This window comes from Bacteroidota bacterium, from assembly GCA_018816945.1.
Lineage (GTDB): Bacteria > Bacteroidota > Bacteroidia > Bacteroidales.
Genome location: JAHIVC010000038.1, coordinates 13,050 through 31,365, shown reverse-complemented (window position 1 = coordinate 31,365; position 18,316 = coordinate 13,050). Strand labels below are relative to the sequence as shown.

9 protein-coding genes are annotated in these 18,316 nt (G+C 35.8%); 5 read left to right on the top strand and 4 right to left on the bottom strand.

Translation table 11 applies throughout. The annotated features are described in order from the left end of the window. Positions 1-248 precede the first annotated feature (248 nt). The gene (locus KKG99_06580; GenBank protein ID MBU1012651.1) at positions 249-2,549 is read left to right on the top strand and encodes a M20/M25/M40 family metallo-hydrolase; all 2,301 of its coding nucleotides are present in this window, start codon (positions 249-251) and stop codon (positions 2,547-2,549) included. Between the two features lie 74 nt (positions 2,550-2,623). Here the strand turns inward: KKG99_06580 and KKG99_06575 are convergent, their stop codons facing one another. The 3 genes from KKG99_06575 to KKG99_06565 form a co-directional block, all read right to left on the bottom strand. Further along, positions 2,624-3,046 (bottom strand): hypothetical protein, encoded by a 423-nt coding sequence (locus KKG99_06575; GenBank protein MBU1012650.1) that lies wholly within the window; start codon positions 3,044-3,046, stop codon positions 2,624-2,626. A 118-nt stretch (positions 3,047-3,164) separates the two neighbouring features. Further along, positions 3,165-4,568, bottom strand: a complete 1,404-nt coding sequence (locus KKG99_06570) for a Gfo/Idh/MocA family oxidoreductase (protein MBU1012649.1) — start codon at positions 4,566-4,568, stop codon at positions 3,165-3,167. Between the two features lie 60 nt (positions 4,569-4,628). After that, positions 4,629-6,716 carry a M28 family peptidase gene (locus KKG99_06565; GenBank protein MBU1012648.1) on the bottom strand — a complete coding sequence of 696 codons (2,088 nt, stop codon included), beginning with the start codon at positions 6,714-6,716 and terminating at the stop codon, positions 4,629-4,631. A 262-nt stretch (positions 6,717-6,978) separates the two neighbouring features. On the opposite strand from KKG99_06565, the gene KKG99_06560 reads away from it, so the two are divergent. Then, entirely contained in the window at positions 6,979-7,722 is a 744-nt protein-coding gene (locus KKG99_06560; protein ID MBU1012647.1) for an outer membrane lipoprotein-sorting protein, read from the top strand. Positions 7,723-7,753: 31 nt separating this feature from the next. Here the strand turns inward: KKG99_06560 and KKG99_06555 are convergent, their stop codons facing one another. Further along, entirely contained in the window at positions 7,754-10,015 is a 2,262-nt protein-coding gene (locus tag KKG99_06555) for an aminotransferase class III-fold pyridoxal phosphate-dependent enzyme (GenBank protein MBU1012646.1), read from the bottom strand. 961 nt (positions 10,016-10,976) lie between these two features. Here KKG99_06555 and KKG99_06550 point away from each other — a divergent pair. The 3 genes from KKG99_06550 (at position 10,977) to KKG99_06540 (ending at position 18,170) form a co-directional block, all read left to right on the top strand. Further along, on the top strand, positions 10,977-15,149 hold the full coding sequence (locus KKG99_06550; protein ID MBU1012645.1) for a response regulator: 4,173 nt from the start codon (positions 10,977-10,979) through the stop codon (positions 15,147-15,149). A gap of 4 nt (positions 15,150-15,153) precedes the next feature. Further along, positions 15,154-16,749, top strand: coding sequence for a response regulator (locus tag KKG99_06545; protein MBU1012644.1), 1,596 nt, complete (start codon positions 15,154-15,156; stop codon positions 16,747-16,749). 92 nt (positions 16,750-16,841) lie between these two features. Then, positions 16,842-18,170, top strand: coding sequence for a T9SS type A sorting domain-containing protein (locus KKG99_06540; protein MBU1012643.1), 1,329 nt, complete (start codon positions 16,842-16,844; stop codon positions 18,168-18,170). The last annotated feature ends 146 nt before the right edge of the window (positions 18,171-18,316 follow it).

Here is an 18,316-nt window from a genome sequence, read left to right as displayed (position 1 = left end):
ATAGAGCTGCTTAGCTTCTGTTCGAGTTAATGCACCAGATAATACTTCTCGTACAACTCTTAATTTAAAACTTTCTTCATACATTATAAATCCTGTCATAAGTTTACTTTTTGTGTAAACCTATTTTAGGACAAGACAGGGGTGACACCCTGCAGGGTGTCACCCCTGAAATAAGAGCTTGCTTGTTCGTTACGGTTTATTGATGGAAATTCATTATTTTTGAAAGATAACCTTAGCCAATCTATACCATGAAGCGCAGATTAATCCAAAATTTTATTTTCCTTTCGGGAATTGTTTTAATATTTATAATTTCCCTGCTTACCTTTCAAGGCCCTGCACCCGTTAAAACGGAAGGTTCTTCAAAAGAATTTTCTGCTTATCGCGCTCTGGATCATTTAAATGTAATCGCGTATAAACCACGATCAATGGGTACTGAAGCGCATAAAATGGTGATGAATTATATTGTAAGTTCCATGAATGAAATGGGCTTGGAAACCAGTATTCAACCTGCTTCGGTAATTATCGACAGAAGAAGTCTTAGGGCAGCCTCTGTATTTAATATTATTGGCGTTCTGAGAGGAACACAAAACTCAAAAGCCATCATGATCGTGTCGCATTATGATTCAACCCCTCACACGCTTGGTGCTGCCGACGATGGGTCGGGTGTTTCGGCAATGCTCGAAACCATAAGGACAATAAAGGAGCTTGGAAGCTTTAAAAATGACATCATTTTTTTATTCACCGATGGCGAAGAATCAGGCTTGTATGGAGCGAGAGCTTTTGTAGATGAAAATAAGTTGGCCAAGGAAGTTGGTTTATTGCTAAACCTTGAAGCACGCGGATCGTCAGGTCCGGCTTATACTTATGAAGTGAGCCCGAATAACGGGTGGATCATGAGCGAATTTTTTAAAGCGGTAAGATACCCCATTGCATCTTCATTGGCGTATGAGGTTTATCGACTCATGCCAAATAGTTCTGATTTTACGATTTTTAAAGATGCCGGTATGTCGGGCTTTAATGTAGCTTTTTTGGATGATTTTGTGAACTATCATAGCATGAACGATACACCGGAAACAATTAGTTTAAGAAGTTTGCAGCATAGTGGCAGTTATGCTGTCGACATCATTAAACATTTTGGAAATCAAGAGTTGATCGATCCGAAAACTCCGGATTTGCTCTATTTTAATGTGATTGGCAGATGGGTGGTACACTTCCCGCAAAGCATGAGTTTATTTCTGATCATATTCAGCAGTATTTTATTTGTAACTGTATTTGTCCTTGGTCTGAAAAGGAAAAGAGTTACGGTATCGAAATCTTTACTTGGAATTTTGATTTTCATGATAAGTCTGGCCGTTGCTGTTGGATCAATCTGGTTGCTGAATAAAGGAGTGCTGAATAAATATACCATTTATGGTTCGTATTACAGTTCCAATTTTTATAATGCCCTTTATTATCTGGTAGCTTATATGGCCATATCATTGGCCGTATTTTCATTTATATATGCTTTGGTATACAAAAAGGTGGGCATTTTAAATCTTTTATTTGGCATTTTATTTATCAATCTGTTAGCGTTAATTGCTGCTTTTATATATATACCAACCGCTATTTATGTAAGTTTGATCCCGCTATTTTTCATCTCGTTTGCCTTACTCTTTGTCATCCTTTTCAACTTAAGTTTGAAACATAAACGGATGCTGTTTTTGTTCGTCAATTTGATGGTGTTATTACCTGTAATTGGATTTTATTTACCCATGGTTAAAGTGTTATTTGTCACTTTCAGCCTTGAATTGCCAATCGCTGGGATCGCTTTATGGATCATTCTTTTGGGATTACTGATGATCCCATTAAGGGTGTTTTTCGATGTCAATCGTTGGGCACTAACAATAATTGCTTTGGTTGTTGGGATTATTGCACTTGTTGGGGCGCATCTGAAATCTGATTATAACGAGCAACAACCATTACAGAGCAATATTATTTATGCACTAAATCATGAAAACAAATCTGCCTTATGGGTTTCTAATGTGCTGAAGCCTGATGCATGGAATGAGCAGTTTTTTGAAAAAAATACGATTGGACCTCTAACTGAAATCTTTCCACAAGCTACCAGGGAAAGACTTAAAAATAAAGCAAATTTTGTTGCATTTGAAAAACCAGTTATCACAATAATATCCAATTCTATCAGAAGGGATGGGGTAAGAAAAGTTAAATTCAACCTGAAATCGATGATTGGTGCAGAGAATTTCCAACTGTATATTCATAAAACCGCCAAGCTTACATTCTTTGAAATTAATGGCAAGGCAGTTACTGATAAATCATTTTATGCAGAGCCTTTCTCCGAATTTTATATAATGGATTACTTTGGCTGGCAAAAATCAGGTGTCGATTTTAGCCTCGAATGCAATGTAGATTTACCACTCGAATTATTCGTTTTTGAAAAAAAATTAGGCTTGCCCGCCGAACTTGATTTTATTCCAATGCCGGCCTCGGTTATTCCACAAACGGGATACGAAAGTTACCTGAGTTTGGTGAAAACAAAGTTTGTATTTTAGTAAATCATTCTAATTAAAACAAAAAGGATGGCTTCCTCGGTTAGGAAGCCATCCTTTTGTGCGGCATGATCAATCTATGCCTCTTTTTTTCCCATGCCCATCACCCAAAAGGCTGCAACGCCTGCTAATGACCACATTATAGCACTGATGATTGTATCAACAATTATCGGGGTAAAATTAAAAAACATATTACTCATCGAGTAAAAACTCAGGTCAACAGCAAATGCCATTAATAATCCTACGGTTCCACCTACTTTTACTGCGTCGGCAAAACGCTTGGTGTTTGTCCAGCTTAGTAATAAAGCCAATAAAAATCCTGAAGCCAGGTTAGACACAATCATGGCCCACCAAACCATATCTCCTTCTGCTTTCATCAAGCTTTGGTCAGAATTACTTTGCATAAAATCCATTAATAACATTCCATAAATTAACCATCCTAAAAGAAAGAAAGTAACAGCGGCTACGATCCCTCCAAGTAAAATTTTGTTTGTTTTCATGTTTAGAAGATTTAGTTTGTTCCAGACTACTTTTATTGAAATTTAATGGACTAGGGTTATCAAAATTTCCCTAATTGCTTCAAACATAATCCATCTGAATTAAAAATCAAAATAATTTTTAAAGCTTCACTTCTCTAACTGTATTTGTAAGTCGGCTTTTTTCGGCCATAAATCCCATTATATGACTTTCTACTGAAGCATCAATGGTTGAGGTCAGCAAGTCTGGGTCTTGCTTATCAATGGCGTTAATCCAGTCACTTACCAGAGCCCAGTCACCACCTCCATGACCACTTGATTTGTAATTGTCAACATCTTCAACATCCATGTTCCATTTAGTGACTTTATTTGTCAGGAAATCTGTATGAGTGAATTCATTCATATCTCCAACAATATCTCCCTTTGATCCCATAATTCGTGTTCTACGACCATGATAGGAAGTAAAAGCTTCCATCGAAAAACTGACGGTTATATTTCCTTCAAACTGGATATTGGTAACGTAATGATCTGGTTGGTCATTGTCCATTCTATATACACAGCGACCATAATCAGTGGTTTTTAACTGCTCGAGAATAAAATCGGAATGTGTTGATTTATCTTCGGGGAAATCAAAAACATAGGTATATGATCGATCCCGATGATAAATTTTGAAAGCAGAATATGGGCATTCAGCTTCCGCTGCACAACCGTCAGTACATCGGTTTGTACTGCCAGTGGGTGCGTTTTCTTTTTTAAACCATTTTAAATCACCAAATGCAGAAATTCGTTCACAAGGTTTATCAACGATCCAACGTAAAATATCTAAATCATGACAAGATTTACCTAAAATTATTGGGGTTGTTTTATTAGAATTGTGCCAATTTCCTCGTACATAGGAGTGCGACATATGAATATGCTGGATAGGCTCCAAATGTTGGATGCTAATTAGCTCACCGATACTCCCAGATTGAACCATCTGCCTCAGTTTAATGAAATACGGGGCATAACGAAGCACATGGCATACAGCAACAATTCTACCCGTTTTGTTTGCCAAATTTAATATATCGCGGCATTCTTGTTCGGATGGTGAGATAGGCTTTTCCAACAAGACATCATAGCCCATTTTTAGGGCTTGCATGCAGGGACCATAATGTAAATTATCAGGGGTGCTGATAATAATGGCATCGGCAAATTTGGGTTGTTTAAAAACATGTTCCCATGTTACAAATCTGTTCTTATCAGGAATATTATGTTTTTTGGAATATCGTTCATTTCGTATCGGAATGGGTTCTGCAACACCTACAATGTCAAGTTCATTTGGGAATGCTGCAGCAAAATTGCCATAAACATTTCCTCTTGACCCTGCACCAAGTGTGATTGCTGTTACAGCTTTTTTTAGCTGCTTATTCTCGTTAACTCTTGAAAACAGCGTATTAACATCATCAGTATTGGGTGTGAACCCTGATAAATTATTGATAAGTGGTATGGCCCCGGCTGTAAGACCTAATCTTTTAATAACTTCACGCCTGCTTAGATTTTTTCCCATGATAAGTGTTTTATGTGAATGTAAAGTACTTATTCCTTACGCTTTATTTTTACAGTCAAATTATTTATAGGTCACTAAACCTGCCTGTTTTAAAATTTCAATATAATTCAAAACATCTTCTAAATCTACTTTAGTGGGATATTGAACATCGATCATTTTTTTAATTTCCAGAGCAGTACGTTTCCCATTGCAAAGCAGATTTAGTTCACCGGAGGATCTCATCAATGAAGGATAGGGATATTTATCTTTAATTTCTTTTGATACTTCACTGATATATTTACCATAACCACGGTACCCATTTTCACTAACTTTTGAAGTTGGAACCGGAATTATTTTACTGGCATTTATTTCCAATGCTGTAGGTTTAAGTTTTATTGGAGACAAAGAAATTTGAACGCTTCGCACCTTCATTTGTTCTTCGGCTACTTTTAAATTACTTGAGTAAATCTGATTTAACGATAGAAGTTGAGCATTCAAATATTTGTTCATTGTAGCTTTATCTACAAATAATTCGGAAACACTTTCCAGAGTTTCTTTTTCATTTTGATGGACAGCATCAATATTATAAATTCCATTTATATATACTTCCTCAAAATCAGATTTTGAAGCATTGGCAATTTGAACAGAACTAATCGTTAATTGATGTCCCATGCGTTGCATGGCATTTCCTTGTATTTCGGTGGCAATTTTCATGGCCGTTTCGTCATTGGCCGAAGCAATGGTATATGCTGTAGCAGCGCCTAAAAAAACTACCCTTTTTAATTGTGTCGGATCGCATGTCTGTGGCCTGTCGTTGGAAGAATGATAAAATGGATCGGGCCAGGTAATGATCATGATCCCCGGAACCCTTACCGACCAATCGTTAAATACTGAATGGTCGGATGCACTGTTATTGGCCTCAATATTATAATAAAATGGCTCTTCCGAACCTGTGGGTGCAACAATGGGTTTAAGGAAAGGATCGCGTGATACGGGAGTTAGTCGTTCATGATTATTTTCACCTACATAACGAAAATAGCAGGCCATCACATCGTTGATATAATGCGGATTACCCATAGTTGTTCGATGCAGATTGAAAGCGGATAAATTATCAGCAATTTTTAAACCAACCATATCCATATTGATATTGCAAAGTGTTCGATTCATGATGTCCATGTGTGCATTTACCCATGGGATCGTTCCTGAGAATTCCGGAACCCAGATAAAGCGGATATTACGTTTGGGCCGCTCCAAACGGTTTTCATCATAAAGGGTTTTTAAAACCCTGACCACATCTAATAATGCCGCACTGCCAGAGATGTTATCGTTGGCTCCCTGCTTCACATAGCCTTCGAATATATGCGCACTCAAAATGATTTCTTCTCCATCAGGATCTGTTCCTTCAATCACACAGGTTGGAACCTGAAGGTCGAGCTCAACAGTTGTGGCTTCCACCTCTGCATGAACTTCTATTTTTTCACCTCTTAACAATCGATCGCGTAAAACCCAACCATCGCGGGCTGTTACTCTAAAGGCAAAACCTTTATTCGCGTTTTCACCGCGAACTCTCATTCCACTGGTTGGAATTTGCATAGGATCAATTAATGCCCGATCGTTTTCATAAGTCACAGCTCCCAATGCACCTTTTTCAAGCATCGCACTCAAATTACCAAGACTTCCGGAAGTAAAACAAATTTTACCTTTAATATCTATTTGTTCGAGCTCAGATTTTGTCCCTTCTCCAACCCAGACTAATTCTGCTGTAACATCTGCATTATTGCTGCCCGAGGCCAAAAATAAAGGCAAATCATCATAATCAACAATCTTTCGGAGCTTAGGACTGACTTCCCATAATTTCCCTTTCAGTCCTTTCCAGGTACTTGTTTTTCCAAATCGTTCGATATGCGCATTTTCAACACCAAATCCTTTTAAAACTGAAATCACATAATTCGATTCCATTAGGGTAGTTGCGTATTCGTTCAAAGGGCGTGGACGGTTGTAGGCTGACATCTCAATTAAATGTTTAAATGCCTGTTCTCCGGAGGCTTCTCCTATAATTTCGTCAAGTTGTTTTTCTGGAATTAATCCATATTGACTATAATAATTCCATTGTGAATAAAGTACAGTACTTAAAAAAGATAATGAGATGAGAAGGACGATTTTTTTCATTTTTTAATGTTAATTAGGTTCTGATGAATACTTTATAAATTATCAGATGGTAAATTTAAATATCCAAATTAAAACTAATTGAGTGAATAAAAAAAGGATGGGTGAACATTTATACCAATACTTCATATTTCAGGATGAAAGTATACGGCAACAGGGTTCTTTTACTTAAAATTAATTTATTTACATTTGAAAAGAAAAGTATGGGAATTAATGATGAATTAAATGACTAATAACTTTATAAATAAAAAGCAAAATTGAAATCATGAAAAGGTACTTTTTTTTAATCATCTTCTTCATTTGTTTTCATTTTATTAGCCTTCATGCTCAAAGTTTGGATGAGATCCTAAAGTCGCATTCAAAAGCAATGGGTTATGAAAAATTAAAGGGAATTAATACCATTACAATTACCGGTGAAAATTATTTGGGAACTCAAAAAGTTCCTTTCAAAACAATCATTAAAAAGCCTTCAAAATATTATCATGAACGCATTTTTATGAGAAATAAATTGATACAGGTTTTGGATGAAGATAAAGCCTGGTCCTTGCATCCAATGAGTGGGATTACAGATATTTACGGCTCTCAATTAGCGATACTTAAAAAAAGCAGGGAATATGGAGGGATATTGTTTAAGAGTGACGAGAAGGAACTGTCGATTGTTTTAGAAGGAAGTGAAATTATTGATGATAAGAAGGCTTTTAAACTGAAAGTCATTGATAAGGATTCTTTGATCACGGATGTTTTTATGGATGCTAAATCGTATTACATAAATAAACAATCAACCAAACGTGAGTTTCAGGGTGATACAATTACAGCTACGGTTTTATTCAGCAATTATCGGGTTATCGACGGTATTGCGGTTGCCTTTAATACGGAAACTATTTCTGATAAGGAAGTAAGCGGTGATGGCAGTCGCCAAATGGGTGGCGGGATGATGCAAATTAAATCCATTGAGTTTAATAAACCGATAGATGAGTCCATTTTTATTAAACCTAAAAAAAATTGGTAGTGCCGGTAAGTTCTGCTAAATGATAGGAACTCTAAATTTCCTCTAAAATCTTTTCCATCTTGTCACAAACTTCATCCACGTTTTTTTTGCTAAAACAGAGTGGAGGTTTCGTCTTGATTACATTGTCGAAAGGCCCGTCGGTACTGATTAATACAAAGACTTCTTTTAATTTTTCCTTGATCGAACAAGCTAGTTTGGTATCCGGAGATAAATCGGTGGGATGAACAATTTCAATACCTAAAAACAATCCATCACCTCGAACATCTCCGATAACGGGGTAGCTATTCTTAAGTTCATTGAGCCTTGATTTATAGTAGTTGCCTGTTTCTAAAGCTTCCTTTTGGAGTCCTTCTTCTTCAACAACTTCTAAAACTGCTTTGGCTGCTTTCATTGAAACCGGATTTCCACCAAACGAACTAAAAAATTCCATCCCGTTGGCGAAGGCATCGGCTATTTCGGTTGTTGTGACAACAGCTCCCACGGGATGACCATTGGCCATGGGCTTCCCTAAAACTACTATATCCGGAACAATCCCATGATATTCAAATCCCCAGAAATGGGTTCCCAATCTCCCAAATCCTGTTTGTACTTCATCGGTAATAGTCAAAATTTCTTCCGATTTCAGATAATCCTTCATCGATTTTAAATACCCGGGTGCCAACGGAACCTGACCTCCACATCCTGAAATAGGTTCGCCTATAAAATAAGCTGGTTTCTGTCCCGATACAATGAGTTCCTCAATACGTTTTTTTGCATCTTCAAAATACTCATTACCATTATCGAACAGGCCATTAAATGCATTTGGTAAGGGCAGTTTGTGGACGTAAGGATTTCTTCCTTTTCCACCGGGTCCATCAAATTTATAAGCGCTATTTTCAATGACCGATCGGGTATGACCATGATACCCGTGTTCCAAAACAAGCGAATGAATTCTTTCCGTATAAGTTTGGGCCAGTCGGATGGCTAAATCAGATGCAGCACTTCCCGAGTTTACAAAAAACACTTTATTTAATGGTTTTGGAAAGTAGGAAAGGAGATGCTCGGCATAATCCATCAACGGATCGTACAAGTAACGGGTATTCGTATTCAACTTACGTTGTTGTTTGGCAATGGCTTCATTAACTTTAGGATGATTGTGCCCAACCAGTGGGATATTATTGTAGGCATCCAGATAACTGTTTCCACTTGCATCATACATATACTGGAAAGCGGCTTGTTGCATGTAAATCGGCTTTTCATAGCTCAAAGAAAGTGACTTTCCGAAATATTTTCGCCTTTTGTTAAGCAGTTCTTCTCTGTGCTTTTCAGTATCTGCAATAGCAAACCCACATGCTTTCAGAAAGCTGTTTTTTAACATTTGAGGATTGTAAGCGACCCACTTTTCCAGTAAATCCACTGCCGGTTTTTCACTAATTAAAATATAGGAAGTATCCTTTGCTTTTGACTTTGCTTCTGCTGAATGGCAAAGACTGGCCCCTAATCGGGCGGCTATTAAATAAGGTAATAATTCCAATTCTTCCTTTAACAAAGGAAGTGTTTCGTGAAATCCTTTCAATAAATGTTTTGCAGATTTGAGAGGTTCAGCTTTATTAAACATCACATAGGTTAGTGCAATAGCAACTTCATTGATGAGCTGTGAATGGGCCATATCACCAAAGTCGATAAAACCTGAGATATCTTCCTCTTTAGTTAAAACATTCCAATCGTTCAAATCACCATGAATAATTTGAGACCTTAATTCTGCCAGTTGCGGAAGCACTTTATCACGGAATTGCTGAAAATAATAATCAACCCATTTTTTATGAACGGGATTTTGGATCAGTTTTGCTTTTGGCCAATTAAGCAGGCAATGCTGTAAATCCCAATGAATTTTCCGAACGGCAATCGTATCACTTTTAAAGTTTGATAATTCTTTGTCCATTTGGGCAATTCGTTTACCAAATTGATACAGTAATCTCTCCGATTGATCAGTTTCGGCTAAAAAATCTCCATCAATATATTTTAACAACCTTGAAAATGATCCATTTGGATATCGTGTAATTCCCTCACCATCAATGTTCTTAAATGCTTCAGAAAAGGAGAAATCCAGTTTTTTAGCCAGATAGCTTATTAGTCTGCTTTCCTCAGAAATAAAGCTGAATTCGGTTTCATCCGGGTAGGTCTTAAAAACCATCTTTTTACCGTCGCCCGTAACAATTTCAAAATTCGTGCTGATATAGCCTTCCAGTTTTTTTGCCCTAAACTCACTGATTTTATATGGTTTAAGTAACTCGGAAAGGGTTAATTGTTTCATCTGCTAAAAAACTTGAATTTAAAATATGCCGACTCTTCTCATTCGTAAAAATATCTGCGAAATTACATCTTTTTACAACAACCAGTGCCAGAAACAACAATCTTCCATTCTGAAAAATATGTTAACTTTTCTCCTCAAAAAATAAATTTAATCAAGAAGCGAGTAGATTCGAACTGCTTGATTATTTGGTAATTCTGATTTCCTTCCAGTCCTATCAGTTGGGCGCAACATATTCGGGTAATTTTGACATTTCTGGACACCCCCATTTCTTTTTATGGATACGACCATTTTAAAAAACCTTACTTTCAAATAATCATATTACCATGCTGATGTGGACCAGAATCTAATTATAATTGGAATGCGCCAATAAATTATTATTTTCGGTTGCTCAGAAAATATTTGTTCATTAATATATGGAAAAACGGCCTAAATAATGTCCCCCAAATAAGCCTTAATATTAATTAACATTTTTATCGAAAATCATTGTTAATAAAAATCCTACTTAGTATCATTTCATGACCTATCATTTTTTAATTTTCTCGCTCAAATGGATAGAATATATTTTTAGAGCCACGGAATTAATAAAAATAGAATTCTGCACACCATTAGACCAAATATTAACCTAATCAAACTCCTATGAAGAATCTATTCTTTATAAGTAATAGTGAATTGTGTTCAAAAATACGTAGAGTAATTTTCATTTCGTCGTCCTTGAATGTCCATAATGCCATAAAGCTGATCACATCTCCAATGATCAGGAACACCAAATTAAATAGCCTTCAATTAATTGCCTGCCACATTTAAAAATATGTGGCTTTATAAGCATATATCAGAGATCAAATTTATAGTGATAACTTTTGTTATCAATTCTGTTTAGACAGAAAAATGCCAAATCAAAAAATTTATCTCTAAACATTACATTTTGTTTGATTGAACACCAGATAATTCCAAAATAGCAACCATGAAAATAAAATTAAGAATCCAGCAAAAAATCCAACTCTTTATCATTACAGCCTCAATTATAATATATGTTGGAGCAATTGGATATATTACTGTTACAAACAGAAAAGTTGCATTCAATGATGCTACCTTATATGCCAATAGCACTGCTAAAGAAAATGCACAAATTATTTCCGAACTCTTTAACACCGATATGACCTTGGTACAAACATTGGCAAATACCGTTAGAGTTTATGAAGACATGCCGGAAGAACAGTGGAAAAAGACTTTTTTGGATATGTACACAAATGTTATGAAGGAAACCGAACATATTTTTTGTCTTTGGGACAGTTGGGAATTAAAAATGATTGACAAAAACTGGGATAGGCCCTCCGGCCGTTATTATTCAAGTATTATTAGAAATAACAATGGAGAACTGACATCTGATGTTTCTTTAAGAAGTATAGTAGAAGAATCTCTTATTTATGATAAAGTAATCAAAGGTAGATTAATCCCAACTATTTGGGAACCCTATTTGGATCAGGTTGCAAAACAGGGAGTGGAGAAACAATTAATGACAACCCTCAATGCTCCCATAATTAACGATGGTGTTTATGTTGGTATTGTTGCGGCTGATATTACTTTAGATAAATTGGAGGAGATTGTTCGGGAGATTAAACCATTTGCAGGAAGTTATGCCTTTTTGGTATCTTATGAAGGAATTGTTGCCGCCCACAGTAATCCTAAAGAAATCTTTAAACCTTTAGCCGAAATAATCCCGGAAGATTATAATAATCAGGGTATTGGTGAAAAAATAAAAAGCGGGGAATCTTTTAGCTTTAGAAGTAATAACAAGGAAGGATTAGATATTTATTATTCATATACGCCTATTAATGTTATAGGAACGAATACTCCATGGGCATTAGCTGTAGCTATACCAATAAGTGTAATTACACAAAAAGCAGATCGGAATTTTATCATTTCATTAATTGTCGGCTTAATTGGCATTCTTCTCTTGGCATTTGTTATTTCAATTATTAGTAAAACTATTACTAATCCAATTACAAAAATCACTCAAATATTAAAACAATTGGCGAAAGGGCATATTGATGAAAAAATGAGACTTAGCTTTGATACAGGCGATGAAATTCAGGAAATGGCTGAGGCTTTGGACCTTTCAATTGAAGGACTAAATAAAAAAACCGAATTTGCAACACATATTGGAGCAGGGACATTCGATTCGGATTATTCACCCGCCGGAAATGATGATCTATTAGGAAATGCATTACTTAAAATGCAACAAAGTCTTCAAAAGTATTCGCGCGATCAGGAAAATAATAATTGGATTCAATCCTCGGCAGTTAGAATGGGAGATATTTTAAGGGGAGAAAAAACATTAGAAAAACTGGCTTCTGAGATTCTAAGCTTTTTTGGCGAAATCAGTGACATGAGAGTGGGAACCATTTATTATAAGAATGATAGCAATTTACTCGAATTGGTAGGAGCATTTTGTTTTGATACCAGACGATCATCATCCCTGAGCTTTAAAATTGGCGAAGGCATTGTAGGCCAGGCTGTGAAAGAAAGACGCACATTGATATTTACTGAAGTTCCTGAAGACTACATGGTACTTCAATCCGGACTTGGAAAAACAATTTTGAGACAAATATTAATCATGCCCTTTATCTTTAACGATGAAGTAATTGGAGCCTTAGAACTGGGATTTTCAGCGGCAATTCCTGAAATTCAAAAAGAATTCATAGAAAAAATGAATGAAAGCATTGCCATTGGATTTAATTCAATCAAGGTTAAGGATGAAATGAACAAACTTCTGAATAAAACCTTGGAACAGGCAGAAGCTTTACAATTACAACAGGTTGAATTACAACAACAAAATGAAGAACTTACTGTACAACAAGATGAATTAAGAAAGAGCAACCATGAGTTGGAAGAAAAATCAAAAGAACTAAAAAAATCAGAAGAAAGTTTGCAGGCACAGCAGGAAGAGCTCAGGGTAATTAACGAGGAACTGGAAGAAAAAACAAAATCGTTGGAGTTTGAAAGTAAAAAAGTCGTTGATCAGAATTCTTCCCTTGAAGTTATTCGTATAGATTTAGAAAAGAAAGCAAAAGAGTTGGAAGCTTCAAGCAAGTATAAGTCGGAATTTCTTGCAAACATGTCGCACGAACTTAGAACACCACTCAATAGTTTATTAATCTTATCTAAAAACTTGAGTACAAATAAGGAAAGCAATTTTACTGATGATCAAATCGAGTCGCTCGACATTATTTATAATAGTGGTAAAGATCTGCTCAAGCTAATCAATGATATTCTTGATTTATCAAAAATTGAATCGGGCAAGATGGTGATGAATTATGATCATTTTACGGCAGATGAAATCAAAGCCAGCTTAAAACAAGGATTCCAGCATATGGCTGATGAAAAGAAAATAGAATTCAATGTTGAAGTAAGTGCTGATTTTCCTTCTAAAATTTATACTGATTTCCAACGTCTCGGGCAGGTTTTGAAAAATCTGACATCGAATGCCATCAAATTTACACATGAAGGAAGTATTACAATTAGTTTATTTAAGCCCGAAAAGGAACAGAAATACAATAATGATAATTTGTATCAACATGAAATGATAGGCATTTCGGTAATTGATACAGGAATTGGCATTCCTAAGGATAAAATCAATATGATTTTTGAAGCCTTTAAGCAAGCAGATGGAAGTACCTCCCGCAAGTATGGTGGTACAGGATTAGGTCTCTCGATTTCAAAAGAACTTACAAAACTGTTGGGAGGCGAAATTCAATTAAAAAGCACAATTGGTAAAGGATCAGAGTTCACCTTGTTTGTCCCGGTTACCTCAATTGAACAAAAGGATCAGATCAAATCTGAAACAAAATTACCTTCAAAATCAAATGATCAACTGCAAAAGACAACAAATACCGTCGTCCAAAAACCGGTTATTCATGTTTCTGTAATAGCCGACGACAGAGAGATAATTTCCAAAGAAGACCAAAGCATTTTGATTATTGAGGATGATGTTCATTTTGCCAGGATATTGCAGAAACAAGCTAAAAAGTCAGGTTTCAAAACCTTGGTCGCTACCCGCGGATCAGAAGGACTCACACTTGCAGAAGAATATCTGCCTTCGGCAGTAATTCTCGATATCAGGCTTCCCGATATTAACGGCATGAAGGTTCTGGATTCGTTAAAATTAAATCCCGACACTCGTCATATTCCCGTTCATATGATGTCTGCTCAAGAATCGTCTAAAGATGCTATGGAGAAAGGGGCAATCGGCTTTACAACTAAACCTGTCAGCCCCGATCAATTAACCAAAGCATTCGAAAAAATAGAGACTTTCATTCAGAAAGAAATGCGTGAACTATTGATTGTTGAAGATGATACAAATCTGCGCATAAGCATACGGAAATTAATTGGGGAGAAGGGAATTAACATTACCGAAGCTGTAACGGGTAAAGAAACGCTTGAAAAACTAAAACAAACCCATTTTGATTGCATGATTCTTGACCTCGGTCTGCCTGATATGACCGGATTTGATTTACTCAAGAAAATTGAGAAGGATAAAAAAATTATTGCACCACCCGTCATCGTATATACTGGAAAAGAAATTAGCAAGGAAGAAAACGAGGAGCTTGCTTTATATTCAAACTCAATCATCATCAAGGGTATCCGATCAGAAGACCGATTACTTGACGAAACAGCTTTATTTATGCATCGGGTGGTTAAAGAATTGCCTGAACAGCAACAATCAATCATCACCAGCTTGCACGATAAGGACAAATTGTTTTTAAATAAAAAAGTGCTGATTGTTGATGATGAGATGCGAAATGTATTTGCCTTAAGTAAAGTTTTAACCGAAAAGAACATCAAGGTTTTGAAAGCTGAAAATGGAGAAATCGGCATAGAACGGCTGAAGGAAAATCCTGATATCGACATGATTTTAATGGACATAATGATGCCCGTAATGGATGGATATGAAGCTATGGAAAAGATACGTAATATGGAAAGGTTTAAGAATATACCTATCATTGCACTTACTGCCAAAGCGATGAAACATGATGCGGAAAAATGCATGAATGCCGGGGCAAGTGATTACCTGTCAAAACCGTTAGATGTCGACAGATTATTTACATTAATGAGAGTATGGATGTACAAAGATTAATATTATGAACACAAAAGAAAGACTCAAGATCTTAATCGTCGATGACAAAGTTGAAAATTTAGTTGCCCTTGAAACTGTTTTAGCCGGGCTAGACGTTGAATTTATTCGTGCGTTGTCTGGCAATGAAGCACTCACGCTTACATTGCACCATAAATTTGCATTGGGCATTATCGACATACAAATGCCGGGAATAGATGGTTACGAAACAGTGCAATTGCTGCATGATGATCCTAATACTGAATTTTTTCCTGTCATCTTTGTCTCGGCAATTTACAAGGAAGAATTTCATGTAATTAAGGGTATTGAGAGTGGCGCAGTCGACTTCATTTCTAAACCCATTGTCCCGGAAATCCTTAAAGGAAAAGTTCGCGTTTTTCTTGAATTACATCGACAAAAAGAAGCTTTGTATTCACTAAATCAGGAATTATTCGAAGCCAAAGAAGTAGCTATTGCAGCCAGTCGAACAAAATCAATGTTTTTAGCCAATATGTCGCACGAAATCCGCACACCCATGAATGGTATCATTGGCGTAGCTGAAATGCTAAGAAGCACAGACATGGATAAAGAACAAAAGGAGCTTTTACGCATCATTGAAATAAGCGGGAATAACCTCCTAATTATCATTAACGACATATTGGATTTCTCTAAAATTGAAACCGGCAATATTAAACTTGAGCATATCGATATTGATATTATTAAAGAAATAGAGCAAACTCTGATTCTCATGCGTTTTAAAGCGCAGCAGAAGGGAGTAAAACTCAATTCACATTTCCCCAAAGATATTCCACGATACGTTAAAGGAGATCCGGTCAGGATTAAGCAAATCATCATCAACCTTGTTGGAAATGCGCTTAAATTTACCGATGTTGGAACCATCGATATTATACTTGAAAAAATTAAAGAATTCGACAATAAGTTCGTTCTTAAAGTTGAAGTAAAAGATACAGGAATAGGTATTTCAAACGATAATATCAATTTGTTGTTCAATGCATTTTCACAAGCCGACATTTCTTATACCCGCAAGTTTGGCGGCACGGGCCTGGGGTTGGCAATTTCTTTCGAATTATGCAAACTCATGGATGGGAAAATGGGTGTTGAGAGCGAAGTTGGGCAAGGAAGTACATTCTGGTTCACGTTAGAATTGGAAAAAGGACAAAAACCTTTAGATGATAAATATGATGATGAAAACCTTGAATACAATACCGATTTCGACAAACATTTTAAGGTCTTATTAGCCGAAGACAATGCCATCAACCAAAAAGTTGAAAAATATGCACTTGAGAAATTCGGTCATACAGTAGAAATTGCTCAGAATGGGCAAATAGCGGTTGATATGTTCACGAAAAATAAATATGATTTAATTTTAATGGATATTCAAATGCCGGTAATGGACGGGATAAATGCTACAAAATTGATCAGGAAAAAAGAAAAAGAATTGGATCCTAAAAATCACATCAGAATTGTAGCTCTAACTGCCTGCGTTATGGAAGGAGATGTGGAAAAATTCATCGAGGCCGGAATGGACGATGTCATCAGCAAACCTTTTAAGATGAAAGATATGATGAAATTATTCAATACCGATAGTAAGTTACAGAAATAGAAGTTTTGTTCGTATTTTTGACTGATAATAAATTGGCCTAATCAGAATTTTTAGTCTTTACATTTTTTTGATTAAATGAACTTTAGTTAAAAATGAGATTGTCATTATTAATTTTGCTGCTGCAAATAGTTCACTCTTCTTTTTGCCAGAATTCATTTATTGGTCATGGTGGAGTCTATTTTTTAGGTAACGCAAATGTTCCGGTAAGTACCGAGCATTATTCAAATCCGAACATAAATGGTGTTGTTGTGCGTTTTCGCTGGAATGAATTAGAGCCTACACCTGGAAATTTCGATTGGACATACATTGATGGAGAAATAGCTAAAGCAACAAACTATAACAAAAAAGTATCTTTACAACCTCTTTCTGTACCGAACTGGCTGAGCAGTCTTGGAGTACAGCAATATTACTATCTCGACAAAAACCCTTATCATTTAACTTATGGACAGATTTTATCCGGTATAATTCCCTGGGATAGTATTTATGTAAATCGATATAAAATATTATTAGAAAATCTAGCGACCAAATACGCCACAAATTCAACGGTTACTTATGTAAATGCCATTGGTGTTTCTTTTTCTCGAAATTTACCTGATAGTGTTATCACCGATACGGTATTGTTAAGCAAACACGCATTTTGGACAGCTTATGATTACGATGCAGATATGCTGGGAAGTTTAAGCAATCAAATTACTGATTATTACATGGAACTTTTTCCTAACACAGCATTATGGTGTTCGGTCGACTATGTATTATTTGAACAAAAAGCTTCGAACAGATCCATGAATTATTTAGCAAGTACTATAACAAATTATGGAATAGAAAACTATCCAGATAGATTCGGATTATGGCGTGAAGATCTATCAGGGTGTAATCCCAACTTAGCTAATCTAAGTGAAGGGTCACATTGGTATATTATGAAGGAAAATCCATGCAGAATAGGAGCACAAATGCTATGGAGTGTGCAGGATGGTCCGGACAGGATGAATAAGTGCGGGATATTTCCTAGTACAAAACCAATCGTATTGAATGCTGCAATTAATAAAGGGTTAGAATTAGGGATGCTTTATATTGAGATTTATGGTGCTGATATTTTAGATGAAGATTTATCAATAAATATACTACAGGCAAATAATTCACTGATTAACAAAGCAATTGACTGTAATAGTTCTGTGGGCTTTTATGAAGAAAGTAACTTAATAAACATGTTACTCTATCCTAACCCTTCTATTGATAAAATCAATATTAAAAGTCTACATAGCGAAATTGAAACTGTTTTTATCTATAATACTTTAGGTGAAAAGTTAATTCAATCAACAAATACTAATTTTATCGACTTGAGGAGTTTATCCAGAGGAATATATTTTATTGTAATCAAAATGCGAAATAGATACATTACCCGAAAAGTTGTTAAGCAGTAAATAAAAATATAAGAGCAAGTTGCAAGCGTAATTTATATCCGGGCAAATTAGTTTAATCAGATTCAATTTTCATATAAATAGCTTACGTTTCAATCTATCAACTAAAATTACAAGTCTCAAGAAAGTTGGAAAATTAATGACTCCAA